Origin of the sequence: Microbispora sp. H10670 (assembly GCF_014161385.1) — a bacterium.
In the GTDB taxonomy this organism is placed as follows: domain Bacteria; phylum Actinomycetota; class Actinomycetes; order Streptosporangiales; family Streptosporangiaceae; genus Microbispora; species Microbispora triticiradicis.
On record NZ_JABBWW010000008.1, the window covers coordinates 250732 to 274571 of the forward strand.

The window sequence follows — 23840 nt, forward strand, 5'->3', positions numbered from 1 at the left end:
GTAGGAGGCGCGATCATGAAAGACGGACTGAAGGTGGCGCTGGCCGTCATCGCGGGTTACTACCTGGGGCGGCATCACAAACTGCGCCTCGCGCTGGTGCTCGCGCTGGCCATCCTCGCCGCCCGCCTGCGCGGAGAGGGAGCCGCCGGCGCCCTCCTGGAGCAGGTCCCCAAGATCCTCGGCGGGGCCGCCCCCGATCTCAGCAAGATCACCGAACGGGTCCGCGGCGACGTGCTGGACATCGGCAAGGCCGCGGCCAGGCGCGCCACCAGCCGGCAGATCGACACGCTGAGCGACAAGCTGCACGAACGCGCGGAGGCGCTCCGGCAGCCCCGGGGGCGCGGCCGGGCCGCGGCGGAGGAGGAAGAGGAGCGCCCTGAGGAGCCTCGCCGCAGGCCGGGGCGCGGGCGGGCGCGCCGGGCCGAGCCCGAGCCCGAAGAGGCCTACGAGGAGGAAGAGGAGTACGAGGAGGAGCCGTACGAGGAAGAGGAAGAGGAGCCCGAGCCCGAGCCCGAGCCTGAGGAGCGGCCCAGGCCCCGAGCCCGGTCTGCCCGGCCTGTGACGCGAACCCGGAGGTGAGCCCATGACCGAGGAGACACGGGAACGGGCACGGGAATCGGAGGAGACCGCGCTCCCCACCCAGCGCCTGGGCCAGGAGGTTCAGAACCTGCTGACGGCCGCGGCGGAACGCGCGCTGTCCGGCGTGGCCGGGAGGGTCGACCGGCTGGCCGGCCGCCTCACCGACTACGTGGAGCACGGCGGTTCCGGCCTGCTCGGCGCGGTCACCGGCAGGCAGGCGAACGGCGGTCCGGGGGTGATCGGCAGGCTGACCGGCGGGCAGGGCGGCAAGGGGATGTTGCGATCGCTCGTCGGCCGGCTCGGCGCGACGGGTGGAGGCGGCCTGCTCGGCACCCTCTCCGAGGCACTGACCGAGGGCGGCGGTGGCGGTGGCGGCCATCCCGTGCGCGCGGCCCTGTTCGCCTACGGCAAGGAGAAGATCAAGGGCCTGTTCGGCGGAGGCAAGGGCAAAGGCAAGGGCAAGAAGCTGAAGCTCACCAACATCGTCGAGTCACTCGACATCGGCGCGCCGCTTCGCGTGGTCTACAACCAGTGGACGCAGTTCGAGGATTGGCCGAGCTTCATGAAGAAGGTCGAGACGGTCGAGCAGAAGTCCGACGAGAAGCTCGGGTGGAAGGCCCAGATCTGGTGGTCCCACCGTACGTGGGAGTCGACCATCGTCGAGCAGGTCCCCGACAGCAGGATCGTCTGGCGGTCGCAGGGACCCAAGGGCTGGCCGGACGGCTCGGTCACCTTCCACGAGGTCACGCCCGAGATGACCAGGGTGCTGCTGGTGATCGAATACAACCCGCAGGGCCTGTTCGAGCGCATCGGCAACCTGTGGCGGGCCCAGGGCCGCCGGGTGCGGCTGGAGTTCAAGCACTTCAGACGGCACGTCATGACCAACTCCCTGCTGCGCCCCGACGAGATCGAGGGCTGGCGGGGCGAGATCCGCGACAGCCAGGTCGTCAAGGACCACGAGACGGCTCTCCGCGAGGAGCGCGAGCAGGAGGAGGGCGAGGAGGCCCGCGAGGAGGCTTCCGAAGCGGCCGGCGAGGCGGCGGAGGAGGCCCCCGAAGAAGGCGCGGAAGAGGCGGCGGAAGAGGGCGCCGAGGAGGAGCCGGAAGAGGAGGCCCCTGAGGAGCTCGAAGAGGAGGAGGAGCCGTACGAGGAGGAAGGCGAGGAGGAGGAGCCCGAGGAACCCGAAGAGGCCGAGGAGGAGCGCGAACGCGCACCGGCCCGCGCCGAGGCGGGCGGAAGGGCCAGGGCCCGGGTGGTCGCACGGAGGCGCGCGCCGGAGCGGGAACCGGAGGAACGGGAACCCGAGGAACGGCGGACCGCCACCCGGACACGCGGCGCCCGGACCGCCGAACCCGAGCGGCGTGGCGCCCGGACACCCGCACGGCGGCGGGCGGAGGGCGCCGGGACGGCCGAGCGCGGCGAAGGCGAGCAGACGCGCGGGGGCGAGGAGGCCGGCGAGCCCGAGCAGCCGGCGCGGCGCCCGGTCCGGCGCCGCCGGCCCCCCGAATGAGCGACGCGGGAGGGTCACGCGGGTCGGTGACGCGCGGGACACCGTGACCACGGCAGGACACAAGGAAAGGAGGGAACGCCCATGACGATAGCCGTTCCACCATCGGGTGGCGGCGGGTTGCCGGGCCGGTCGTCGGGATCCGGCCTGGCGGACGTCATCGACACGATCCTGGACAAGGGCCTCGTGATCGACGCCTACGTGCGAGTGTCGCTGGTCGGGATCGAGATCCTGACGATCGACGTGCGGGTCGTGGTCGCGAGCGTCGACACCTATCTCCGCTTCGCGGAGGCGGTCAACCGGCTCGACATCGCGTCACAGCAGAAGGGACTGCCCGACCTCCTGTCGGAGGCGCCGCGGAGCATCGCCCGCGGCAAGTCCAAGGGCATCACGCAGGGCGTGCTGGAGGCGGCCGGGGAGAAGCTGCAGGACCTCATGGCGAGCCGCGGGGAGGAACCCGCTCCGCATGCCCGCCGCCGGCGACGGGAGGAGGACTGAGATGTCCCGCTCCATCAGGGAACCCGGAGCAAGCGACCACGCCGAGACCCGTCCGGACGTCGCGTGCTACGTCTACGGCATCCTCCCCGAGGACGTCGAGATCAGCGAGGACGCCATCGGAATCGGCGATCCCCCGGCCAAGGTCGGGATCATCCGGCACGGCGAGATCGCCGCGCTGGTCAGCGACGTCGCCGTGGACCGCCCGCTCGGCCGGGCGCACGACCTCGTGGCCCACGAGCAACTCCTCGACGCCGCCGCCGCCGAGGTCCCCGTGCTCCCCCTGCGGTTCGGCGCCGTGATGACGACACCGGAGGCGGTCGTAGAGGAACTGCTGGGCCCGCACCACGACTCGTTCGCGGCGGCGCTCAAGCAGATCGAGGGCCGCGCGCAGTTCGTCCTCAAGGCGCGGTACGCCGAGCAGCCGGTGCTGATCGAGGTGCTGTCGGAGAACGCCGAGGCCAGACAGTTGCGTGACCGGATCAGGCAGCTGCCGGAAGAGGTGACGCGGAGCGAACGGATGCGGCTCGGCGAGCTGATCACGCACATCATCGCCGCCAAGCGGGAGGCCGACACCCAGGCGGTCGTCGAGCGGTTCGAACCCGTCACCGCCGGAGCGGTCGTACGGGAACCCAGTCACGAACGCGACGCCGCGCACGTGGCGTTCCTCGTGGAGAACGACCGCCGGAACGACTTCGAGCGGGCCGTCGAGGAGTTGCGCGCCGACTGGGATGCCCGGGTGGAGGTCCGCCTGCTCGGGCCGATGGCGCCGTACGACTTCGTCGTCAGCTGATTCGTCACCATTAGAAGGGAGGCCGCCGTGGGACTGATCAGTCTGCTGTTCACCTGGCCGCTCGCCCCGGTGCACGGAGTCATCCGGCTGGGCGAGCTGATCCAGCAGCAGGTCGAGCACGAACTGAAGGACCCGGCGGCGGTTCGGCGGCGGCTGGAGGCCGTCGAGGAGGCCAGGCGCTCGGGACAGATCTCCGAAGAGGAGGAGGCCCAGGCCGTGGAGGAGATCCTGCGCCTCATGAGCGGGACGCGGGGAGGGTGACGTCCCGTGACTCCGCGGCGCAGAGACCGCTTCGACGAGGACGCCGGCGAGGAGGAGCCGCGCCGGCGGCGCCCCTTGAACGCGGCCTCGGCCGGTCGGCTCGGCCTGCGGTACATCGCCGACCTGACTTCCAAGGACACCGAGGGGATCACGCTGGTGGAACCCCTGGAGGACGGCTGGGTGGTCGACGTCGAAGTCGTCGAGGACCGCAGAATCCCGTCATCGAGCGACATGCTGTCGACCTACGAGGTGCAGGTCGACGACGACGGCGACCTCCTGTCCTACCGCCGCACCCGGACCTACCGGCGCGGCACGGGCGCGTTCGGCGGTGGCGTATGACCGATCCCCGCTCGCGTCCCGTGCTGCGGGAGTCGTACGCGCCGCCGTCCGCCATGCCCCGGGAGTCGACCAACCTGGGCGACATCCTGGAGCGGGTGCTCGACCGGGGCATCGTGATCGCGGGTGACATCCGGGTGAACCTGCTGGACATCGAGCTGCTGACGATCAAGCTGCGGCTGGTCATCGCCTCGGTGGACACCGCCCGGGAGATCGGCATCGACTGGTGGGAACGCGACCCGTGGCTCAGCGGCAAGGACCGGGAACTGGTCGAGGAGAACCGCCGCCTCCGCGAACGCCTCAACGCGGTCGAGGAGCGCCTGCTCGCCTGGGAGGACCGGGTGGAGCTGGAACCGGGCGAGAGCCGGTACGAGCGCTCCGGCGCCCAGGCGGACGCCGCGTCCGCCGGAACCCGCGGTGGACCCGGAACTCACAGGGCACCCGGACCCGCTGCGGGCACCGCCCGCCGGCCCGCGCGCCCGCGCGACACGGAGCGCGACCGTGACTGACCACGCTCCCGCCGGCGCGACCCGGCCGCCACCGCCCAGCCCGGCCGACGCACCGCGCGCCGGCAGCGGGTCCAGGCCCGGACAGGGCGTCTACCTGTACGCGGTGACGCCCGGCGAGGCGCCGTACGCGGGCGAACCGCACGGCGGTCTCCCCGGCGGCACACGCGGTGACCTGCGCGGCGGCGTGGAAGGCGGTGACCTGCGGGGTGTGGGGGGCGGTGCGGTGCGGCCGGTCGCCCGGGGCGGTCTCGTGGCCTGTGTCAGCGACGTGCCGCTCGACCAGTTCGGCGAGGAGCCGCTGCGGCGGCACCTGGAGGATCTCGACTGGGTCGAGGGGGTCGCCCGCGCCCATCACGCGGTCGTCGAGACCCTGGCCGCGGCCGGGCCGACCGCTCCCGTGCGCCTCGTGACCGTCTACACCGGCGACGACCAGGTGCGTGACCTGCTCGACCGGCGGCACGACGACTTCGCCGAGATCCTCGCCCGCGTGGCGGGCCGCCGGGAGTGGGGCGTCAAGGCGTACCTGCGCCGCGAGACGGCCCGGCCCGCGGCCACTCCCCCGGAGGAGCGGTCCGCGCCGTCTCCGGCCCGCGCCCCGGCCGAACCCGAGGGAGGCGGTCCCGGCGCGGCGTACCTCCGCCGCCGCAAGGAGAGCCTGCGGGGCCGGGAGGACCTGTGGCGCGCGGCCGCCGAACGGGCCGAAGAGCTGCACGCCGCGCTGGGGCGGCTCGCCGTGGCGAGCCGCCGCCACCGGCCGCAGGATCCCCGGCTGTCCGGAAGGAGCGAGTCCATGCTGCTGAACGGCGCCTATCTCGTGGACCCGGCACGCGAGGAGGAGTTCGCCGCCGTGGTCGCCGCCCACAGCGACAGGTTCCTGGACGCCGAGATCACCGGCCCGTGGGCGCCGTACTCCTTCACCATGATCGACCTTGGGCCGGATCAGGACGGCGGCGTCCGGTGACCCCGGACGGCCTGCCGCGGTTCGCGCCGGAGCGGTCGCCGGGCAGGGTTCTCGCCGCCGAGGGCCGCCTGCCGCCCGAGCGGGTGGCGCTCGTCGACATCCTCGACCGGCTCCTCGCCGGCGGCGTGGTGATCGCCGGTGACATCGTGCTGTCGATCGCCGACATCGACCTCGTCCGCATCTCCCTGCGGGCCCTGCTCGGCTCCGTGCGCGGCACCGAACCCTTCGATCCACTCGGTCAGCCGTACGCGGAGCGGGAGGCCGGCCGCCTCGGGACGGAGAGACGGGAGGGAGAAGATGACCGCTACGGGTGGTGAGGCCGGGGAGAGCCCGTGGGACGCCTTCGCCGACAGCCCGGCGAACGGCCCGGCGCAGAGCCCGTCCCGGGGCCCGTCGATCGGCCCGGCAGACGGCCTGGGGAACGGCCCGGCGCGGAGTCCGTCGCGAGACCCGTCGGACGACCCGGCGGACGATCCGGCGGACGATCCGGCGGACGCCGTGGGCCCGTGGCGGATGGGCGCCGTGCCCGGGACGGCCGCCGGGGAGTGGAGCCGGAACCCGCGTGCCGGGCCGGACACCTGGCGCCTCAACACCGATCCCGAGGCGGTGCGGCGTGACCTGAGCCGGCTCGTACTGACGCTCGTCGAGCTGATCCGCCAGCTCGTGGAACGGCAGTGCGTGCGGCGGATGGACCAGGGCGACCTGTCCGACGAGCAGGTCGAGACGCTGGGCCTGACCCTGATGCGCCTGGAGGAGGCGATGACCGAGCTGTGCGAGCGGTTCGGCCTGTCCCCCTCCGACCTCAACCTCGATCTCGGTCCCCTCGGCACGCTGCTGCCCACGGACACCCCGTGAGCACGCGTACGTGTATGACCAGGTCGAAGGGGTACGCGGACGAGACCGGGGGTCGGAGGGAGCCGTCATGAGGATCGTCGGCCGGGACGAGGTCAGGGCCCTGCTGGAGTCGCCGTCGCCCGACGCGACGCTGGTGCTGGTCGGCGGACGGTGCGAGATCGTGCCCGAGGCGCGGGCCGAGGGCCTGGTGATCGTCAGCAGTCGCGACCTCCGCATCCAGACGGGGGACGGCCCGGTCGACGACCGGCGTGTCGACGAGCTGGCCGACCGCCTCGACACGCTGGCCCGCGAACTGGGGGGCTGACGGCCCGCCGGGGCGACCGGCATGCCCGAGGGGAGCACCTGCGGAAACACGTGGGCGGAAAGCACGTGGGGGGAAGCACGTGGGGGAGTGGTTTGACGCGTCCGCGTACGGGCGGGCGATCGCGGACATCTACGACGAAACGGCGCGGCGGCTGCCCGTCGAGCCCGTGATCGAGACGATCTCCCGGCTGGCCGGGCGAGGTCCGGTGCTGGAGTTCGGCATCGGCACCGGCAGGCTGGCGCTCCCCCTCGCCGCCCGGGGCATCCCCGTGGCGGGCGTCGACGGCTCCCCCGAGATGGTGAAGATCCTGCGGGCCAAGCCCGGTGGCGACCACGTCCCGGTGACCGTGGGCGATTTCTCCGAGGCACGGGTCGAGGGCGTCTTCTCGCTCGTCCTGCTGGCCGTCAACACCGTCTTCGCGCTGCCCTCCCAGGACGCGCAGGTGCGGTGCTTCCGCAACGCGGCGGCCCATCTGCGGCCCGGCGGCCGGTTCGTGGTCGAGGCGTGGGTGCCCGACCCGGCGGCGTTCCGCGACCGGACGTCGCTGCGCCTGCTGTCGGTCGCCGAGGAGGAGGTGGTCGTCGAGGCCGCCCGCCTCTGCCCGGCCGAGCAGCTCATGCACACCACGAAGCTGCGGATGACCGCCGACGGCCTGCGGCTGCTGCCCGCCAACCACCGCTACGCCTGGCCGTGCGAGCTGGATCTCATGGCCCGGCTGGCCGGGATGGAGCGCGAGCGGCGCTGGGCCGACTGGTCGGGCACGCCGTTCACCGACGACAGCCGCGCCCACGTGTCCGTCTACCGCGTCCTGGAGGGCTGAATGCTCCTGCCCGCGCCACGAGGCCCGATCACCGACCGACTCCGCGGCGAACTGGCCCGCCCGCCCCACCTGTTCGACCCGCCGCCCGACGAGGCGTACGGCGACGAGGAGGACCTCCACCTCGCGCTGTTCGTGTGTTACGAGCTGCACTACCAGGGCTTCGACGGCGTCGACGACCGCTGGGAGTGGCACCCGTCGGTGCTGGCGCTGCGGGAACGCCTGGAGAGGTGCTTCGAGGCCGAGCTGGCCCGGCTCGTGCCCCGCCCGCCCGCGCCCACGCCGGAGGAGGTGCCCCGGGCCCTGGCGGCCCTGGTCGCCGCCGACCAGGGTCCCTCCCTTTCGGCGTACCTGCGGACCCGGGCCGATCTCGGCCGGTTCGCCGAGTTCGTCGTCCACCGGTCCGTCTACCAGCTCAAGGAGGCCGACCCGCACACGTGGGGCATCCCGCGGCTGCTCGGCCGGTCGAAGGCGGCACTGGTCGAGATCCAGGCCGACGAGTACGGCGGGGGCGTCCCGGAGCGCATGCACGCCGAGATGTTCCGCGCGACCATGCGGGCGCTCGGGCTCGACGACTCCTACGGCGCCTACCTGGACAGCGTTCCCGGCGCGACGCTCGCGGTCAGCAACGTCATGTCGCTGTTCGGGTTGCACCGCCGCCACCGGGGCGCGCTCCTCGGGCACCTCGCGGCGTTCGAGATGACCTCGTCGACCCCGAACCGCCGCTACAGCCAGGGCCTGCGGCGGCTGGGCGGCGACGCCGCGGCGCGCCGCTACTTCGAGGAGCACGTGCAGGCCGACGCCGTGCACGAGCAGCTCGCCGCGCACGACATGTGCGGCGCGTTCGCCGCCGAGCATCCCGGCCTGGCCGGGGACATCCTGTACGGCGCCGCCTGCGCGCTCGCCCTCGACCGGATCTTCGCCGAGCGTCTGCTGGGCCGGTGGCGGGCCGGGCGGTCCTCCCTCCTGCGGCCACTCGCGAGCCTGCCCGGGGCCCGGCCCGGAAGGCCGCCGCAGGACCTCCTCGGAAGCCCGCTCGGGACCCCGCTGCGGAGCCCGCCCCCGCAGCGGCTCGCACAGTCACAGTCACAGCCACAGGCCGAGCGCCCGGCGCCGCAGCCGCCCGAGCCCGAGGCCGAATCCGAGCCGGTACCGGCGCCCCCGATCGACTACGTGCTGCCGCTCCGCTGGCAGGACGACAGCGACCTGGCGGAACTGACCGGCTATCTCCGCCGGTTGTCCCGGCACGCGCGGATCGTCGTCGTCGACGGCTCACCGTCGCCGTTGTTCGAACGGCACGCCCGGCTGTGGCGGGAGATCGCCGAGCACCTGCGGCCCGACGAGGACGTCGACGTGGCCAACGGCAAGGTGGCGGGAGTGCTCACCGGCATGCGCAGGGCCCGGAATGATCACGTGATCATCGCCGACGACGACGTGCGCTACGAGATCGCCGCGCTCGGCCGGGTCAGCGCCCTGCTGAAGAACGCCGACCTGGTCCGCCCGCAGAACCACTTCCACCCGCTCCCCTGGCACGCCCGCTGGGACAGCGCCCGCACCCTGCTCAACCGCGGCCTCGGCGCCGACTATCCCGGGACCTTCGGCGTACGCCGTTCGTTCTTCGCCCGGATGGGCGGCTACGACGGGGACGTGCTGTTCGAGAATCTGGAGCTCATCCGAACCGTCCGCGCCCATGGCGGCAGGGAGGCGTGCCCGCTCGACCTGTACGTCCGGCGCCTGCCGCCCGGCGCCCGGCGGTTCTGGTCACAGCGCGTCCGGCAGGCGTACGACGACCTCGCGCAGCCCGCGCGGATGGCGGTCTTCCTGGCCGTGCTGCCCGCGGTGGGCGCGGCGTTGTGGCGACGGCGCCCGGCACTGGTGGCGGCGGGTGCGGCGGCGGTCGCCGGCCTGGCGGAGATCGGACGCCGCCGGGCCGGGGGCCGCCGCGTCTTCCCCGCCACGACCCCCCTGTTCGCTCCGGTGTGGGTGCTCGAACGTGCCACCTGCAGTTGGGCGGCGCTCACGGCCAGGGTCCTTTTCGGCGGCGTCCCCTATGCCGGGCGGCGCCTGCGGGTCGCCGCGCACTCGACCCGGCGGCTGCGTCGCCGGGCGACCGGGCCGGGCACTCCACACGCGTCCCCGTGAAGACCGGGACGCACGGCGGATCGGGCACCCGCCCGTATCCAGACGAAGACGCGCTCACCCTTCGCGCGACGCGATGCGGAGCAGGCAGGCCGGTCAGGCGGGCGGGTCGGGCTCGCTCGACGCGCGGAACCCGACCGCCTTGTGCGAGCCGTCGCAGAACGGCTTGGCCGAGGAACGGCCACAGCGGCACAACGCCACCGTCGCCCTGCCCGGATCGATGCGCCGCCCGTCCTGCGTGGTGAGCGTGAACGGCCCGCGGACCAGCAGCGGGCCGTCCTCGCACGGCGTCACCGTGACCACCGCCGCCGTGACCTGCTCGTCTACCCGATGCTCCATAGGGGCAGCGTGCCCGGCACGGCGACGGCGTAACACACGGGCGCTCCCGGTCCGGTCAGTCGGCTCGCGCGCACACCACCGAAGGGCTGAAGGCCCAGCACCCGGACCGTTCGTCGACCGAACCGGCCTGGACGAACGCGGGCGCCCCGTCGAACGCGGCCCGGGGAGCGGTGAACACGCCGGGCACGCCGGAGGGACTGGCAACCGAGTTCTTCCCACCCGGCGGGGCGAACGCCCACTGCGGCATCGCCGGGCTGTCCGCCTGTCCGCCCGGTGCGGTCCCCAGGGGGAACCCGGACGTACGGCTCCGCCAGGGCGCCAGGCTCCAGCAGCCGGCGGCGTGGCCGTGACCACACCCGTCCTCCCGCGAGTGGGAGGCGAGCGGCGGCAGCGGCAGGTAGCCGGGGATCGCCAACGGCGCCTGCGGCTGTCGCGCGCCGCCCGCCTGCGGCGGCACCGCCGCGGACCCGCCCACCGGCAGTGGAATCGTTCCCGTCGGAGTGTCCGGGGGCAGCGCCGGTTCGGCCGTGGGAAGCGCCGGCGAGGCGGTGGTCACGCTCGGCTTTGGCAGCGGTTGCGACCCCTTGGGCGGCTTCGCCGGCTTGCTCTCGGACTTGCCGCCGGCCTTCGGGGGGTGTGCCGCCTTGGGCGGCTTGGCCGGCTTGCCTTTGGATTTGTCGTCGGACTTGTCGTCAGATTTCGACTTCTCGTCGGACTTGTCCTTGTCCTTGTCCTTGTCCTTGTCCTTGTCTTTGTCTTTGTCCTTCGGCGCGTCCTTGTCCTTCGGCGCCGGCGTGGGCGACGCCTCCGCACTCGGTGTGGTGCTCGGCGTGGCGCTCGGTGCCGTGCTCGCTTCGGAGGACGGGGCAGGCGTAGCACTCACGGTGGTGTCCGGAGCCGGAGTCGCCGTCGTCTCGGTGTGCGGAGCCGCGGTGTCCTGACCGGTCGGAACGGGCGACGCCGTCGCTGTGGGAGCGCCGCTCGCGGTGGGCGCGGGCTGCCCGGATCCGGACGGCGAGGGCGAGGGCGCCGCCGGCCCAGGTGAGGACGTCGCACCGGGGTCCGGCTGGGACTTGTGCCGGCCGGTCGCCTCGGGCGCCGGTCGCTTCCGATGGGTGGTGCCGGTCGCCCCGGAATCACCCCTGCGCCCGTGCTCCTTCCGGCTGGTGCCGCTTCCACCCGCCGAACGCCCCGAGGACCCGTGCCCACCGGAAGCACTGTGTCCGCCCGAGGCACTGTGTCCACCGGAAGAGCTGTGCCCGCCGGACGCGCGGTGGCCGGACGTACGGTCCCCGCCGGATCCGCCGTGCGTGGAAGCGCGGCCGGCGGGGTCTCCGCCGGACCCACGGCCCGACGTGTGCGTGGAAGTGTCGGCGGCCTCACGCGTGCCGTCGTCGGACCGGTCCGACGACCGGTCGGAGCCACCGGAGGAATGGCTGGACGCGCCGTCCCCACCGGACGAGCCGGCGGAGGGGCGGGAGCCTCCAGAACCGGAGTCGCTCCCGGAGTCCGCGTTGCGTGCCATCCGAGCCCGCGGCTGTGCGGGCTCGGCTTCGCGACCGGCGCGGGGGGCGGAATCGGCGCGCGGCGCCGCCTCACGCGAACCGCCGTCCGATCCACTCGCGGACGCCCTGTCACGCGAACCGCCGCCCGCATCGGCCGCGGAGGCTGCGCGGGCGCCGGACGCGCCGTCGTCGCTCCGGTCGGCGGAGTCGTCCACCTGTCCGGCGTCGGCGAGGTCGAGAGGGACGGATCCGTCCGACGAGGAGCCGTGGCCGGGTTCCGCCACGGCTGTCCAGGGTTGCGCGGCGACGGCGCCGGCCGTGGCGGAGACCGCGGCCAGGAGCAGGCCGGAGACCAGTTTGGCGCGTCGAGGAGAAATTCGGGGGGGCATGAGGCTCAACCTCGATCTAGGGGGTGGGCCGGGGATCGACGAGGGACTTCCAGCCCGCCGCGGCGAACTCGGGCGTCCCCGGGAGAGCTGCTGCGGGCACGGACGGAGGCGTGGGGTCGGGGATGTTCACCCAGTCGCCCTTGTTCGTGCCACGCATGTCGGGCGCCCACGCCATGAGCAGGCTCATCGCGTACGGGCTGGAGTAGACGGGGCCGTTGCCGCCGGCGCCCGTGGTCGCCGTCACCTTGACCAGGACCGACACCTGCACCTGGTCGTCGGAGCGGACGTTCCACTGCACGCCGATCGTCTGGGTTCGCAGGGCCGCCCCTGCGGGGAGGTCGCCCTCGACGGGAAGGCCGAGGGTCTCGCGCCACCCGCGTACGGCCTCGCGCGCGCCGTCGCGCGCCGCCTTCTGCTGGTCCGGCGGCGCGTACAGCGCGGCGGCCTGCTCGGCCTGGCCGACGTCGAGCGTCCAGGCGGCCTCCAGAGCGGCCGCCGCGGCGGACGCCGCGCCGAGCTCGGTCCGGGGGAAGCCGACCGGATAGCCTCCGTCGCCCTCGTGATCGCTGGGCATCGCCAGGGCGACGGCCGGGGCGACCGCCCGGACCGGCGGAGCGGGCGGTTCGGAGTCCCGGGTCTGCAGCACGATCACCGCCACGGCGACGACGGTGACGACCCCCGCGATCACGACGATCAGATGCCGGGGGTCCCACCGTCGCGGTGGTCCGAGATCCCAGTCGAGCTCCGGCTCGGGGAAGATCTGTCCCACTAGTGGCCCCGGTCCGGCCGCTGCCCGAACGCCTGCCCCGCCGCGGCGGCCAGCCGCAGGTACGCGCCGCGGGTGGTGGGCCGCAGCCGGGTCAGGTCGACCTCCGCGCCCTCCTTGAGGTGCGGGTCGAACGGCACCCGCACCACCGTGCGGCACCGGCCGGAGAAGTGGCGTTCGAGGAGGTCCACGTCGACGTGCGACTTGGGTTCGACCGCGTTCAGCACCACGATGGCGTTCTTGACCAGGTGCCCGTGGCCGTGGGCGGTGAGCCAGTCGAGGGTCGCCGCCGCAGAGCTCGCTCCGTCCACCGCCACCATGGTGACCAGCACGATCTGGTCGGCGAGCTCCAGCGTCGCCCCCATCGCGCCGTGCAGGAGCCCGGTGCCGCAGTCGGTGATGCAGATCGAGTAGTAGCGCTCGATCAGGTTGGCGACCGTGCGGTAGTCCTCCGCGTTGAACGCCTCGCTCACCGCCGGGTCGGTGTCGGAGGCGAGGACCTCCAGGCGGGCGGACGACTGGGAGGTGAACGCGCGGGCGTCGGCGTACCGGACGATGTGCGGCGCCTCGGCCAGCAGTGTCCTTATCGTCGCCGCGGTCTCCGACTTGACCTTGATGCCGAGCGTGCCCCGGTCCGGGTTGGCGTCGATCGCGATCACCCGGTCGCCGCGCAGGGAGGCGAGCGTGTTGCCCAGCGCCGCCGTGGTCGTGGTCTTCCCCACGCCGCCCTTGAGACTCATCACCGCGATCCGGTGGTGCCCGCTGGCCACGGGAGTCTGCGCCTGCGCGATCAGCGTGCGGCGCTCCAGCTCCGCCGCCGACTCCGACGGGTTGATCTTCCCGCCCGAGAGCTGGTAGACGAGCCGCCGCCAGCCGCCGGTGGGTTCGACACGGCGGTTGATCAGCAGGTGTTCGGCCGTGAGGGGCACGCTGTCCGGAAACTGCTCGGCGGATGTCGGCGCCGAGGTGCGGATCTCGGTCATGGTCGGGTCCTTTCACCGAGGACGTGGGGGAACGGGGAGGCGGTCAGCGGATGCTCCATCGCACTTGTCAACAGGTGCTCCATTGCACTGTGGCGGTGCGTTCGCCCTTCGGCCCGTGCAGAACGAGCGGCGTCGTCGTCGGCGCGGGGACCCCGCACCAGTAGCGGACTCGCTGCGCGCGAAGGGTGAGCACGGCGGTGTGCCGGGGCTTGAGCGTTCCACTGGACGGCACGACCGACAGGCCGGGAGCCGTTATCCGCCATTTCACCGATTTACCGGCGGTCGTCGAGAGAGAGATCGTGCCTCTGCCGAAGGCGTCGAGCGTGATGACGTTCGGCGCCTGGATGCCCCACGCACCCATCAGCACGGCGGCCGGTGAGGCCGGGGTGTCCGCGGGCGCGTGCTGCCCACCCGCCTGCGAGGCGTCCCCGGGCGAGGCGGTCGTGGTCGCCTCCGGTCCGCCGGAGGCTCCGCCCGTCGCGCCATTGGTGGTGCCGTCGTTCGTGGTGCCGTTGGTTTCCGTGCCGTCCGTTCCCGCCGCCCCGTCCGTCGAGGCGCCGGCGCCGCCCGCGCCCGTTCCGGCAGCCGGGGTGTCCACCGGAATACTCGCGGGGGCGCTCGCCGTCGCCGCGCCGAGCGGGGCGCCCGCTCCGGCCGCGCCGGGACCGGCCGTCGTCTGTGTGATCCCCGCGCTCCTGGGCTGTGGAGCCGGGGCGAAGAGGTTGATTCCGGCCACCGTCCCGGCCGCTCCCGCGACCATGACGATGATGATCCGTACGGCGGTCGCGCGCAGCAGCGTGACGACCCGCGCCAGCATCGCGACGATCCTGATCTGGACGCCGGGCGACGGGCGCGCGGAGCGCTCCAGGTCTTCCGCCGGAGCCGGGTCCAGGGCCCGATCCAGAGCCGGGACGAGGGCCTCGGTCTCGGGCGTGTTGGCGTGTGCCTCCCTGGCCCTGATCTGCGAAAGCAGGGCGTCGTACAGGGGGGTGTCCTGGCCCGGTGGTGCGCCGGGCCCACCCCGCGAGCCCGGCGGCGCGGTGGTTCCAGGAGGGCCGGCGTGCTCGGACGTCCCGGACCGTGAACCGCCCGGCGGCCGTCCCGCACCCGGCGGCCGGGATGACCGTGACGTGCCTCGGGGCCGCACGAGGCTCGGCTGTGTGTCCTCCTGCGAGAAGGGCCGCACCGGTCGCTCCGGCGCCGCCTCGGCGCCCCGCTCCGGCCGGGAGTCACGCCGGGTGCCGGGCTTCGGGTCACGCTTCGGGTCACGCCGCGAGCCGGGCTTCGGGTCGCCCTGGGAGCCGCGCTTCGGGTCGGGCCGGGAGTCACGGCCGCGCTCTGACCCGCCGTCCGGGGTGACCGGGGACGCGGGGGCCCGCGGCGGAACCGTCCGGGACGCCGCGGGGGCGACGGGGGCGGGGGCCGTCCCCACCGGCGCGGTGAGCGGCAGCCCGAAGGACAAGGGAGGACGGCGCGCCGACGAAGGCGCCTCGCCGGACGCGGGCCGGTCCGGCGCCGAGTCGCCGGGCCCGGGCTGGTCGGGTACGTCCTCGCTGGGCGCCGGCCGAGCCGGCGCGGGCCGGGCGGGCAGGGCGGGGACGGGCGACCTCCGGACGGGCACGACCGGGGCGGAGGCGATCGGGGCCGGTGTGATCGAGGCCGGCGTGATCGGGGCCGGCGTGATCGGTGCGGGGGCGGGGCGGTTCAGGGCGTCGAGGAGCCGCTGCCGCGTCTCGGAGGTGAGGTCGGCCATCGGCGGACGGGAGAGCACCTGCGGGACGGTGTATCGGATGTTGATGGGCCGTTTGCAGACCACACAGGTCACGATGTGCGTGAGCAGAGCCGTGCGAGCGGCGCCGAAGTCGGCCGCCTCGCTGTTCTCGTCCGGGAAGACGGCGGCGGCCAGGGGACCGAGCTCCGGGCAGATGGGACGGCCCCTGGCCAGCCCGTCCAGCCCGCTCACCAGGATCTCCACCACGTCCTGGGTGCGCGCGACGAGCCGGCCGGCCTCCTTCGAGGGCAGGGCGAGCACGTGCACGAGATCGCGTAACCCGAGTTCGTGGCGGTAGAGCAGGCGCAGCGTCTCGGCGCCCAGAGGGTCCGCCAGCCGCCACGCGCGCCTCACCGCGCGGAGGTCCGGCCCTCCCGAGCCCGCACCCGGCAGGAACCCCCGCCCCGGTCCGGTGGCGCACTCCCTGCGCAGCGCGGACAGCAGCCAGGCGCGGTCTGTCACGTTCCCGGGCCGCTCGCGGGCGGCGCACGACCGCAACGCGGCGGTCACCGCCGTGAGCGTGGCGGAGGACTCAAGGTGATAGGACGCGTAGTCCACGAGGTGGGCGCCGTGCTCGTCCACCCATGCCATCCCCCGGCCGGGGTCGAGCGTCACATCCCCGGCGGGCGGGCTCATGCGCACCGGTTCAGGTGGAGGACGGCGACTGCGTCATGTTCGGCCAGAGCATCACCGCGGCCAAGGCGCCCCACTTGCGCGGCGGGAAAATCCGATGCATACCGATACATAGAACGAGATCTTAGACTGACTCGGATGTGTTGGGAAGGAAAAGAACCCGAGAAATCCTCAGTTGAGGATAAGCCGCAAATAACACTGATATGGCCATCCGAAAGGGGCCCAGAAGAGACGCCCGTTATCAACTCCCGGCTTGTCTGGAGAGGTCGCGACACGTCTCCCCTTCCCCTCAGCAAGACCCGGATGACCTGCACGTACCTTCCCATTCTGCACGCGCGTACGCACGTGCCGGGACGGGTTTCCGCCGCCGTCCGCCATCCGTCATCCGATCGCCACATCCGATGTGAATAACCTTCATATTTCCGGGGAATAACCTGCCTTTCATGCTTTCTCGGTATTACGGCGCTTGCCCACAGTGACCCCACCCGGCACCGCCCGCCCCGGTCGCCCGGAACAGCCCCCCGAAGGCCATGGAAACGCGATCTCCGCGATTTCCCGGCGCAAGGCCGCCCGGCGCGCGTCAATCTAGGTTGACAGCCGCATCGCGTCAGCCTACGTTGACGCCATGCTTGATCGGCTGCTGCTCGGCTGCGGGCTGGTCGTGGGCCCCCTCTTCACCGTCACGTACCTCGTGGAAGGCGCCACGCGCGCCGGCTACAGGTCGCTACGCCATCCCGTCAGCTCCCTCGCCATCGGCGATCGCGGATGGACCCAGACCACCAATTTCTTCGTCGGAGGCCTGCTCTGCCTGGCCTTCGCCGTCGGCCTCTGGCGTGCCGGCCCCTCGCACTGGGGCGCGCTGCTGGTCGGCGTGTGGGCGATCGGCCTGCTCTGTGCGGGGTTCTTCCGTACGGATCCGGTGAGCGGCTTTCCTCCGGGAACTCCCGACCTGCCCCAGCCCAACACCCGGCAGGGAGTCCTCCACGATCTCTTCTCCCTGGCCGGGTTCGTGGCCCTGGCCGCGGCCTGCTTCGTGTTCGCCTGGTCGGGCACGCGTGGGTGGGCGATCTATTCGGTCGCGAGCGGTGTGCTCTTCGCGGCGACGATGGTGCTGGCGAGCGCCGCTTTCGCCCAGAAGGAGAGCCTGGTCGACCTGGGCGGACTGATCCAGCGCGTCTCGGTCACCATCGGCTGGGCCTGGCTCGCGGTTCTCGCCGTACGCACGCTGGGCGGCTGATCGTCGCGATCTTCACGATCTCCGCGGTCTCCGCCTCCGCGGTTTCCGCCGGCGCGCCGCAACCACCGGCGCCGGGGACCACGAAGAGAGGAGCGTGGAGGCCGTCGTCGTGCTGTTCAACCGGGATCTGCGGGTCCACGACCACCCCGCGCTGGCGGAGGCCTGCGCGTCTGCCGGGCACGTCGTGCCGCTCTTCGTGCTCGACCCCGCGATCGAGGCCCGGCACCGCCGCGACTTCCTCCACGCCTGCCTGCACGACCTGCGGTCGTCTCTCCGGGCGCTCGGCGGGAACCTCGTCGTACGCCACGGCGACCCGGTCGCCCAGGCCGTACGGCTGGCCCAGGAGACGGGCGCGTCGGCGATCTGGGCGAGTGAGGACGTCAGTTCGCTGGCCCGGCGGCGCGAACGGCGCCTGGCGGCGGAGTGCGAGACCCACCGGCTGGAGTTCCGGCTCTTCCCCGGAGTGACCGTGGTGCCTCCCGGTGCGCTCACCCCGGGTTCGTCCGGGTCGAACCACTATCGGGTGTTCTCGCCGTACTGGCGGGCCTGGTCGGGCACGGCCCACAGGCCGGTGCTCGGCGCACCCCACCGGCTGCGGCTGCCGCCGGGCGTCGAACCCGGAGAGCTGCCCGCGCTGCCCCCCGAGCCGTACGGGATCGTGCGGGGCGGGGAGAGCGAGGGACGGCGGCGGCTCGACCACTGGGTGCGCCACGGGCTGGCCTCCTACGCGGCGGACCGCGACCGGATGGCGGGCCGCACCTCGATGCTCAGCGCCTACCTCCACTTCGGCTGCGTGTCGCCTTCGGAGGTCGTCGAGCGCGCGTGCGAGCGGCCGGGCGGCGAGGAGTACGTCCGGCAGTTGTGCTGGCGCGACTTCCACTACCAGGTCGTCAACGACTTCCCGGAGATGGGCCGGCGCGACTACCGCGACAGGGACGTGGAGTGGCGGCGCGACGAGGACGCGGAGGCGGCCTGGCGGGAGGGCGTGACGGGCGTCCCGATCGTCGACGCGGGGATGCGGCAGCTGCGCGCCGAGGGGTGGATGCACAACCGGGTGCGGCTCATCACCGGTTCCTACCTCACCAAACGGCTCGGGATCGACTGGCGTGCGGGCCTGGCGCACTTCGGCGAGTGGCTCGTGGACGGCGACATGGCGAACAACTCCGGCAACTGGCAGTGGGTGGCGGGGACGGGCAACGACACCCGGCCCTACCGCACGCTCAACCCCCTGCGGCAGGCGAAGAAGTTCGACCCCGAGGGCGAGTACGTGCGGCGGTACGTCCCCGAGCTGGCGTCCCTTCCGGACGACCTGGTCCAGGAGCCGTGGAAGGTCCGCGGCGGCGTGCCGGGCTACCCCGCCTCTCCCCTGGGCGGCGAGCTCACGGCCTGACCGGCGGCGGCTCAGAAGACCAGGACGAGCTTGCCGGTGGTGTGACCGGACTCGATCAGCCGGTGCGCCCGCGCCGCCTCCTCGACCGGAACGGCCTCCTGGATCCGCACCCGCAGCTCACCCTTCTCCCACAGGGCGACGAGCCCGGCGAGCCGCGCCGCGGAGCGCTCGGTGCTCAGCCGCTGGACGCCGAACCGGTCGGCGGCCGGCTGGTAGGCGATCGTGCCCACTCGTGCGCGGTCGGCCACGAGCTCCACCGAGACCTCCAGGGCCTCCACGGTCCCGGCCGCGTCGAGCGCGGCGTCCACCCCGCCCGGGGCCGCGGCGCGCACCCTTCCGGCCAGCCCGTCCCCGTACGCCACCGGGATCACGCCGAGCTCCCGCAGGTAGGCGTGGTTGCGCTCGCTCGCGGTGCCGACCACCGTCGCCCCGGCCGCCCTGGCGAGCTGCACGGCGAACGTGCCGACCCCGCCGGCCGCCGCGTGCACGAGCAGGGTGTCGCCCGCGCCGACGCGCAGCCGCTCCAGCGCGGTGGCGGCGGTCTGCCCCGACGCCGACAGGACGCCCGCCTCCGGCCACGGCATGGCGGCCGGCTTCGCCGCCACCTGGTCCGCGGGGACGACGACGTGCTCGGCGTACGACGCGAGCATGGCCCAGCCGACCACCTCGTCACCGGCGGCCATGCCGCCGACGCCCTCGCCGACGGCGTCGACCACGCCCGCGAACTCGTTGCCCAGCCGCTGCGGGAAGGTCGCGGGGATGTAGGAGCGGGCCTGCCCGCCGCGGAACAGCGCGTCGAAGGGCTGCACGCCGGCCGCCCGCACGTTGACCCTGATCTCCCCCGGTCCCGGCTCGCCCGGCTCCACGTCCGCGACGCGCAGCACCTCGGGGCCGCCGTAGGCGGAGAACACGACCGTCCTGCTCATGAACGTCTCCTCGTCATGGCCGCGAGCTGCCCGACGACCCACTCGCGGTACTCCTTCGACAGCGGATCGGCGCCGACGATCCCCTCGACCACCCGCGGCAGCGCGATGGGCGCGAAGGTCAGGGCGTAGGCGACCAGCAGGACGAACTCGGCGTCCAGCTCATCGGTGATCTCCCCCTCCTCCTGCCGCCCGCGGGTCCGCTCGACGGCCTCGCGCAGCCGGGCGCGCTGCGCCGCCGCCCACTCGTCGTCGCTCTCCCCGGCCGGACCGCCTTCCGTGCCGGCCGGGCTGTCGCCGAGGGCCTGCCAGATCATCAGTCGCGACCAGTCCGGGTTGTCCAGGGTCGCGGTGAGATGGGCGGCCACGCTCTCGGCGTACGTCGCGCCCGGCGGCGTCACGCTCTCCTGGGCGCGCGCCCACCTGCGGCGCAGCTCTTCGACGAGCCCCTGCTTGCCGCCGAAGTAGTACGAGATGAGCTGCTGGTTGACCCCGGCCCGCTCCGCTATGGAGGCCGTGCGGGCCCCCGCGTACCCCTTCGCGCCGAACTCCTCGACCGCCGCCCGCAGGATGCGCTCCCGGGTCCGTTCGGCCGCCTGCCCGCGCTCCTGAGGTGCGCGCCGTGCTGAAGACATGGACCTCACTCTAGTCATTCAATCGATTGAGTGACAAATGTCAATCAAACACATGATTAGATGTCGGCATGAGCTTCACAGAGCGCGAGATCGAGTACCTCCACGGTCAGCGGATCGGCCGGCTGGCCACGCTCCAGCCAGACGGGACGCTCCAGGTGAGCCCGGTCGGGTTCCGCTACAACCCCGGGCTCGGGACCATCGACATCGCCGGGCGCGACATGGCGGCGAGCCGCAAGTTCCGCAACGTCCTGGCCAACGGCAGGGTCGCGTTCGTCGTGGACGACGTCCCGTCCGTCGACCCCTGGCGGGTGCGCTGCCTGGAGATACGCGGGTACGGCGAGGCCCTTGCCGAGCCGGCCGACTCGGCGGCGCCCCTCCCCGGCCCGATCATCCGCGTCCACCCGCGGCGCGTCATCAGCTTCGGCGTCGACCCCGGCAACCCGGCGTCCGGCACTCGCGACGTCCCCTCACACTGACCGGCGGTGGACGTCGTCCACGCGCTCGGTGAACCCCCGGCGGTCGAGGTGCTCCAGCAGGGGCACGGCCACCCGGCGGCTGGTGCCGAGCGCGCTTCTGGCCTGGCTGACCGTGAACGGCTGCGGCAGCCGGGCCAGCACCGCCGCCGCCCGGGCGTCGGCGCCCGGTGCGAGGACCACCCCGTCGGCCACCCGCAGCAGCGCCCCGGCGCGTACGGCGGCGGCGATCTCGCGCGGCCCCAGGCCCAGCTCGGCCAGCCGCCCGGCCTCCGGCGCCTGGAAGGGCGTCGAGGAGAGGCCGGCCAGCAGGGTCCTTACCGCCCCGGCGACGGCAGCCGGTAGCCCCGCCTCCCCGGCCGCCGTCCGGCCGGTCGTGATCCGGCCGTCCGCCACGGTCAGCGGGGGCCGTACGAGGGCCGTCACGAGCCTGCGATCGGGCAGGCCCAGCTCGTGGCGGGCGGCCTCCAGCGGCATCGCGGGCTCCAGCGGATGCGCCTCCGCGTGGCGCCGCACGACCTCGGGCAGCCGGGCGAGCAGACCGGTCCAGTGGCCGGGATCGGCGTGCCAGTCCCCGGTCACCGGCCGCCCCGGTGGCGGGCCGCCCATCGCGACCAGTTCTCCCTCGCGCAGCAGCAGATGCGTACGCAGGAGGGACGCGGCGTCGGCGGTGGCCTCCGCGAGCGCCTTCGCCCGCTCCCGGGCCGCACCCCGCCGCCGCAGCTCCGGCGGCCGTACGTCGAGGACCGTCGCCCGCGCCAGCACGCGAAGCTCGCCCTGTCCGCGGCCGGGGTCGCGCAGCAGCAGCGTGTCTCCCACGTGCAGCGGAAGCGGCCGGGCCAGGCGCAGCCGCGCCGCCTCCGGGCCGAGCGGCCGGACCTCGCACGGCACCGACGCGGACCCGATGTGGACGGTGAGCTGGCCCGGCAGCGGCCCTCGCGCGCCCTCGGCCATCGTCACGCGCACGTCGGCCAGGCCGGTCGCCGTCCAGGCGCCGGGCGTGACGAGCGCGTGCCCGCGTTCCGCGGCGACCCGCCCGCGCACGTTGAGCGCCACCCTCGCCACCCCGGTGACCGACTCGGCCTGCTCCTTCAGCGACTCCAGACCGCGCACCCGCACCGGCTCGCCGTCCAGTTCCAGCTCGTCGCCGACCTCCACGCGACCGGCGGGCAGCGTGCCGGTCACGACGGTGCCGCTGCCGCGCACGCTGAACGCGCGGTCGATCCACAGCCGCACCGGCGCCTCCGGATCGGGCGCGGGCAGCGCCGCCACCAGCCGGTCGAGGGCGGCGCGCAGCGCGTCCAGGCCCTCGCCGGTGCGCCCGCTCACCGCCAGCGTCTCCACCGCTCCGCCCGCCGGTCCCGTACGGAGACCGGCCTCGGTGAGACGGTCGCCCGCGTCCTTCGCCGCCGGGCCGGGGCCGGCGAGGTCCGCGCGGGTCACGACGAGCAGGCCGTGCCGTACGCCGAGGGTGCGCAGCGCGACCAGGTGCTCCTCCGACTGGGGCATCCACCCCTCGTCGGCGGCGACGACGAACATCACGGCGGGCACCGGGCCGACCCCGGCGAGCATCGTGCCGAGGAACCTCTCGTGGCCGGGCACGTCGACGAACGCGACCCGCTCTCCCGAGGGCAGCGACGTCCAGGCGTACCCGAGCTCGATCGTGAGCCCGCGCCGCCGCTCCTCGGCCAGACGGTCGGGCTCCATTCCGGTCAGCGCCCGCACCAGCGTCGACTTCCCGTGGTCGACGTGCCCCGCCGTGGCCACGACGTGCATTCACCCCTCCTTCGTCAGGCGGGCGGGCCGTCCTCGCATCAGCGCGCCGCCCTGAGCACGGCGTCGACCACGGCGTCGATCACCTCGGCGTCCCGTTCCGGCGGCACGGCGCGCGGATCGAGCAGCAGCCGCCCCCCTTCGACCCGCCCCGCCACCGGAGGCTCGCCCTGCCGCAGCGGCACGGCGAGCCGTTCCGGCAGGCTCACCGCCACGCTCGGCAGCCGCACTCCGGGAGCGCCGCCCCCGCCCACGGTCGCCTCGGCCGGCACCACGTCGGCGTCCACGCCCGCCTGGCACACCGCCTTCGCCAGCGCCTCGGCCCGCTCGCGCAGCACGAGGGGATCGGCGTGGAGGGCCTGCCGCACGGGTGTCCCGGGCCCGCGCAACGTCGCCTCCAGCGCGGCCAGCGTCAGCTTGTCCACCCGCAGCGCGCGGGCGAGCGGATGCCGCCTGAGCCGTTCGACGAGGTCGCGGCGGCCGAGCAGCAGGCCCGCCTGCGGGCCGCCGAGCAGCTTGTCGCCGCTCGCCGTGACCAGGTCGGCGCCGGCCCGCAGCACGCTCGCCGCGTCGGGCTCCTCGGGCAGCAGCGGATCGCGTTCCAGCAGGCCGGAGCCGATGTCGACGACCACCGGCACGCCCAGCCCGGTCAGCTCCTCCACCTCCACGGAGCCGGTGAAGCCCTCGACCCGGAAGTTCGACGGGTGGACCTTGAGCACGAACCCGGTCTGCGGGCCGACCGCCTCCCGGTAGTCGGCCAGGCCGGTGCGATTGGTCGTGCCCACCTCACGCAGCCGCGCGCCGGTGGAGACGAGCAGGTCGGGGATGCGGAAGCCGTCGCCGATCTCCACCAGCTCACCGCGGCTGATCACGATCTCCCGCCCGGCGGCGAGCGCGGTCGCGGCCAGGACCAGGGCCGCGGCGTTGTTGTTGACGACGTGCACGTGCTCGGCGTCGGGCACGGCACGGGCGAGCGCCTCGGCCGCGCCGCGTCCCCGGCGGGCCCGCGCTCCGGTGACGAGGTCGAACTCGACGTCGGTCGCCCCCGCCGCCACCGTCACCGCCTCGACGGCCGCGGCCGACAGCGGAGCCCGGCCCAGGTTCGTGTGGAGCAGCACGCCCGTCATGTTGAGGACCGGGCGAAGGCTCGTCGCGTGCCTCGGCAGCGCCGCCAGTGCCGCCCCGGCGACGTCCTCCGGCTCGATCTCGCCCTGCCGCACCCGCTGCTGCGCCCGTACGACCGCGTCCTTGACCACCTGACGGCCGAGCCGACCGGCCGCCTCGGCCAGCCGGGGGTCCGCCAGCACGGTGTCCGTACGCGGCACCCGCCTCCGTGGATCCACACTTCAACCTACTGCTCCCACCGGCACGGGCTCGCTGGAACCCCCGGTCCCGCTCTTCTCCCCGTACGGACGGTAACGGCGGAGTCGTCGTCCGCGAGATCCTGTTGACCGACTCGGGAGGGAG

General features: G+C 73.9%; 25 protein-coding genes. 16 read left to right on the forward strand and 9 right to left on the reverse strand.

Annotated features, from left to right (window positions below):
• The first annotated feature begins 15 nt into the window (after nucleotides 1-15).
• The 13 genes from HHX33_RS14730 (at nucleotide 16) to HHX33_RS36025 (ending at nucleotide 9559) form a co-directional block, all read left to right on the forward strand.
• Nucleotides 16-579: a hypothetical protein gene (locus HHX33_RS14730; protein ID WP_182875085.1), complete on the forward strand. Its 564-nt coding sequence runs from the start codon at nucleotides 16-18 to the stop codon at nucleotides 577-579.
• A 4-nt stretch (nucleotides 580-583) separates the two neighbouring features.
• A complete protein-coding gene (locus HHX33_RS14735) occupies nucleotides 584-2089 on the forward strand; it encodes an SRPBCC family protein (RefSeq protein WP_182875086.1) in 1506 nt (501 codons plus the stop codon).
• Nucleotides 2090-2170: 81 nt separating this feature from the next.
• A complete protein-coding gene (gene gvpJ, locus HHX33_RS14740) occupies nucleotides 2171-2584 on the forward strand; it encodes a gas vesicle protein GvpJ (protein WP_117409909.1) in 414 nt (137 codons plus the stop codon).
• A gap of 1 nt (nucleotide 2585) precedes the next feature.
• Nucleotides 2586-3374, forward strand: coding sequence for a GvpL/GvpF family gas vesicle protein (locus tag HHX33_RS14745; protein ID WP_182875087.1), 789 nt, complete (start codon nucleotides 2586-2588; stop codon nucleotides 3372-3374).
• A 27-nt stretch (nucleotides 3375-3401) separates the two neighbouring features.
• Entirely contained in the window at nucleotides 3402-3635 is a 234-nt protein-coding gene (locus HHX33_RS14750) for a gas vesicle protein GvpG (RefSeq protein ID WP_182875088.1), read from the forward strand.
• 6 nt (nucleotides 3636-3641) lie between these two features.
• On the forward strand, nucleotides 3642-3974 hold the full coding sequence (gene gvpO, locus HHX33_RS14755) for a gas vesicle protein GvpO (RefSeq protein ID WP_117409906.1): 333 nt from the start codon (nucleotides 3642-3644) through the stop codon (nucleotides 3972-3974).
• Entirely contained in the window at nucleotides 3971-4480 is a 510-nt protein-coding gene (locus HHX33_RS36015) for a gas vesicle protein (RefSeq protein ID WP_259402454.1), read from the forward strand. Before gvpO ends, HHX33_RS36015 begins: the two co-directional genes overlap by 4 nt.
• Entirely contained in the window at nucleotides 4473-5441 is a 969-nt protein-coding gene (locus HHX33_RS14765; protein WP_310741377.1) for a GvpL/GvpF family gas vesicle protein, read from the forward strand. The genes HHX33_RS36015 and HHX33_RS14765 overlap by 8 nt, the downstream gene beginning before the upstream one ends.
• Nucleotides 5438-5758 carry a gas vesicle protein gene (locus HHX33_RS14770; protein WP_310741378.1) on the forward strand — a complete coding sequence of 107 codons (321 nt, stop codon included), beginning with the start codon at nucleotides 5438-5440 and terminating at the stop codon, nucleotides 5756-5758. Before HHX33_RS14765 ends, HHX33_RS14770 begins: the two co-directional genes overlap by 4 nt.
• Nucleotides 5739-6296, forward strand: coding sequence for a gas vesicle protein K (locus tag HHX33_RS36020; RefSeq protein WP_259402455.1), 558 nt, complete (start codon nucleotides 5739-5741; stop codon nucleotides 6294-6296). The genes HHX33_RS14770 and HHX33_RS36020 overlap by 20 nt, the downstream gene beginning before the upstream one ends.
• Nucleotides 6297-6363: 67 nt before the next feature.
• Nucleotides 6364-6600, forward strand: a complete 237-nt coding sequence (locus HHX33_RS14780) for a hypothetical protein (RefSeq protein WP_182875089.1) — start codon at nucleotides 6364-6366, stop codon at nucleotides 6598-6600.
• 79 nt (nucleotides 6601-6679) lie between these two features.
• Entirely contained in the window at nucleotides 6680-7420 is a 741-nt protein-coding gene (locus tag HHX33_RS14785) for a class I SAM-dependent DNA methyltransferase (protein ID WP_182875090.1), read from the forward strand.
• Nucleotides 7421-9559, forward strand: coding sequence for an iron-containing redox enzyme family protein (locus tag HHX33_RS36025; RefSeq protein ID WP_259402456.1), 2139 nt, complete (start codon nucleotides 7421-7423; stop codon nucleotides 9557-9559).
• A gap of 93 nt (nucleotides 9560-9652) precedes the next feature.
• On the opposite strand, the gene HHX33_RS14800 is transcribed toward HHX33_RS36025, so the two are convergent.
• The 5 genes from HHX33_RS14800 to HHX33_RS14820 all read right to left on the reverse strand — a co-directional run bounded on the left by HHX33_RS14800 (nucleotide 9653) and on the right by HHX33_RS14820 (nucleotide 15945).
• Nucleotides 9653-9895 carry a CDGSH iron-sulfur domain-containing protein gene (locus HHX33_RS14800; protein ID WP_182875091.1) on the reverse strand — a complete coding sequence of 81 codons (243 nt, stop codon included), beginning with the start codon at nucleotides 9893-9895 and terminating at the stop codon, nucleotides 9653-9655.
• Between the two features lie 55 nt (nucleotides 9896-9950).
• On the reverse strand, nucleotides 9951-10778 hold the full coding sequence (locus HHX33_RS14805) for a hypothetical protein (RefSeq protein ID WP_182875092.1): 828 nt from the start codon (nucleotides 10776-10778) through the stop codon (nucleotides 9951-9953).
• 1027 nt (nucleotides 10779-11805) lie between these two features.
• On the reverse strand, nucleotides 11806-12558 hold the full coding sequence (locus HHX33_RS14810; RefSeq protein ID WP_117409900.1) for a hypothetical protein: 753 nt from the start codon (nucleotides 12556-12558) through the stop codon (nucleotides 11806-11808).
• A complete protein-coding gene (locus HHX33_RS14815) occupies nucleotides 12558-13538 on the reverse strand; it encodes a MinD/ParA family ATP-binding protein (protein ID WP_117409899.1) in 981 nt (326 codons plus the stop codon). Before HHX33_RS14815 ends, HHX33_RS14810 begins: the two co-directional genes overlap by 1 nt.
• A gap of 67 nt (nucleotides 13539-13605) precedes the next feature.
• Complete coding sequence (locus HHX33_RS14820) at nucleotides 13606-15945, reverse strand: hypothetical protein (RefSeq protein WP_182875093.1); 2340 nt, start codon at nucleotides 15943-15945, stop codon at nucleotides 13606-13608.
• Nucleotides 15946-16567: 622 nt separating this feature from the next.
• Here HHX33_RS14820 and HHX33_RS14825 point away from each other — a divergent pair.
• Together HHX33_RS14825 and HHX33_RS14830 are read left to right on the forward strand one after the other, a co-directional pair.
• Entirely contained in the window at nucleotides 16568-17179 is a 612-nt protein-coding gene (locus HHX33_RS14825; protein ID WP_182875094.1) for a DUF998 domain-containing protein, read from the forward strand.
• Between the two features lie 94 nt (nucleotides 17180-17273).
• Nucleotides 17274-18569 (forward strand): cryptochrome/photolyase family protein, encoded by a 1296-nt coding sequence (locus tag HHX33_RS14830; protein WP_182875095.1) that lies wholly within the window; start codon nucleotides 17274-17276, stop codon nucleotides 18567-18569.
• A gap of 11 nt (nucleotides 18570-18580) precedes the next feature.
• On the opposite strand, the gene HHX33_RS14835 is transcribed toward HHX33_RS14830, so the two are convergent.
• Nucleotides 18581-19495: an NADP-dependent oxidoreductase gene (locus tag HHX33_RS14835; RefSeq protein ID WP_182875096.1), complete on the reverse strand. Its 915-nt coding sequence runs from the start codon at nucleotides 19493-19495 to the stop codon at nucleotides 18581-18583.
• Entirely contained in the window at nucleotides 19492-20127 is a 636-nt protein-coding gene (locus HHX33_RS14840; RefSeq protein ID WP_259402457.1) for a TetR/AcrR family transcriptional regulator, read from the reverse strand. Before HHX33_RS14840 ends, HHX33_RS14835 begins: the two co-directional genes overlap by 4 nt.
• Nucleotides 20128-20195: 68 nt before the next feature.
• Between HHX33_RS14840 and HHX33_RS14845 the strand changes: the two genes are divergently transcribed.
• Nucleotides 20196-20603, forward strand: coding sequence for a PPOX class F420-dependent oxidoreductase (locus tag HHX33_RS14845; RefSeq protein ID WP_182875098.1), 408 nt, complete (start codon nucleotides 20196-20198; stop codon nucleotides 20601-20603).
• Here HHX33_RS14845 and HHX33_RS14850 read toward each other — a convergent pair.
• A complete protein-coding gene (locus HHX33_RS14850) occupies nucleotides 20595-22376 on the reverse strand; it encodes a selenocysteine-specific translation elongation factor (protein WP_182875099.1) in 1782 nt (593 codons plus the stop codon). The genes HHX33_RS14845 and HHX33_RS14850 overlap by 9 nt on opposite strands.
• 38 nt (nucleotides 22377-22414) lie before the next feature.
• Nucleotides 22415-23716, reverse strand: coding sequence for an L-seryl-tRNA(Sec) selenium transferase (selA, locus tag HHX33_RS14855; RefSeq protein WP_182875100.1), 1302 nt, complete (start codon nucleotides 23714-23716; stop codon nucleotides 22415-22417).
• Nucleotides 23717-23840 lie beyond the last annotated feature (124 nt).

Bases quoted from the DNA above. Each gene is read 5' to 3' on its own strand.
- HHX33_RS14730 (WP_182875085.1), top strand. From the start codon at position 16: ATGAAAGACGGACTGAAGGTGGCGCTGGCCGTCATCGCGGGTTACTAC.
- HHX33_RS14735 (WP_182875086.1), top strand. From the start codon at position 584: ATGACCGAGGAGACACGGGAACGGGCACGGGAATCGGAGGAGACCGCG.
- gvpJ (WP_117409909.1), top strand. From the start codon at position 2,171: ATGACGATAGCCGTTCCACCATCGGGTGGCGGCGGGTTGCCGGGCCGG.
- HHX33_RS14745 (WP_182875087.1), top strand. From the start codon at position 2,586: ATGTCCCGCTCCATCAGGGAACCCGGAGCAAGCGACCACGCCGAGACC.
- HHX33_RS36015 (WP_259402454.1), top strand. From the start codon at position 3,971: ATGACCGATCCCCGCTCGCGTCCCGTGCTGCGGGAGTCGTACGCGCCG.
- HHX33_RS36020 (WP_259402455.1), top strand. From the start codon at position 5,739: ATGACCGCTACGGGTGGTGAGGCCGGGGAGAGCCCGTGGGACGCCTTC.
- HHX33_RS14780 (WP_182875089.1), top strand. From the start codon at position 6,364: ATGAGGATCGTCGGCCGGGACGAGGTCAGGGCCCTGCTGGAGTCGCCG.
- HHX33_RS36025 (WP_259402456.1), top strand. From the start codon at position 7,421: ATGCTCCTGCCCGCGCCACGAGGCCCGATCACCGACCGACTCCGCGGC.
- HHX33_RS14800 (WP_182875091.1), bottom strand. From the start codon at position 9,895: ATGGAGCATCGGGTAGACGAGCAGGTCACGGCGGCGGTGGTCACGGTG.
- HHX33_RS14815 (WP_117409899.1), bottom strand. From the start codon at position 13,538: ATGACCGAGATCCGCACCTCGGCGCCGACATCCGCCGAGCAGTTTCCG.
- HHX33_RS14820 (WP_182875093.1), bottom strand. From the start codon at position 15,945: ATGAGCCCGCCCGCCGGGGATGTGACGCTCGACCCCGGCCGGGGGATG.
- HHX33_RS14825 (WP_182875094.1), top strand. From the start codon at position 16,568: ATGCTTGATCGGCTGCTGCTCGGCTGCGGGCTGGTCGTGGGCCCCCTC.
- HHX33_RS14835 (WP_182875096.1), bottom strand. From the start codon at position 19,495: ATGAGCAGGACGGTCGTGTTCTCCGCCTACGGCGGCCCCGAGGTGCTG.
- HHX33_RS14840 (WP_259402457.1), bottom strand. From the start codon at position 20,127: ATGTCTTCAGCACGGCGCGCACCTCAGGAGCGCGGGCAGGCGGCCGAA.
- HHX33_RS14845 (WP_182875098.1), top strand. From the start codon at position 20,196: ATGAGCTTCACAGAGCGCGAGATCGAGTACCTCCACGGTCAGCGGATC.
- HHX33_RS14850 (WP_182875099.1), bottom strand. From the start codon at position 22,376: ATGCACGTCGTGGCCACGGCGGGGCACGTCGACCACGGGAAGTCGACG.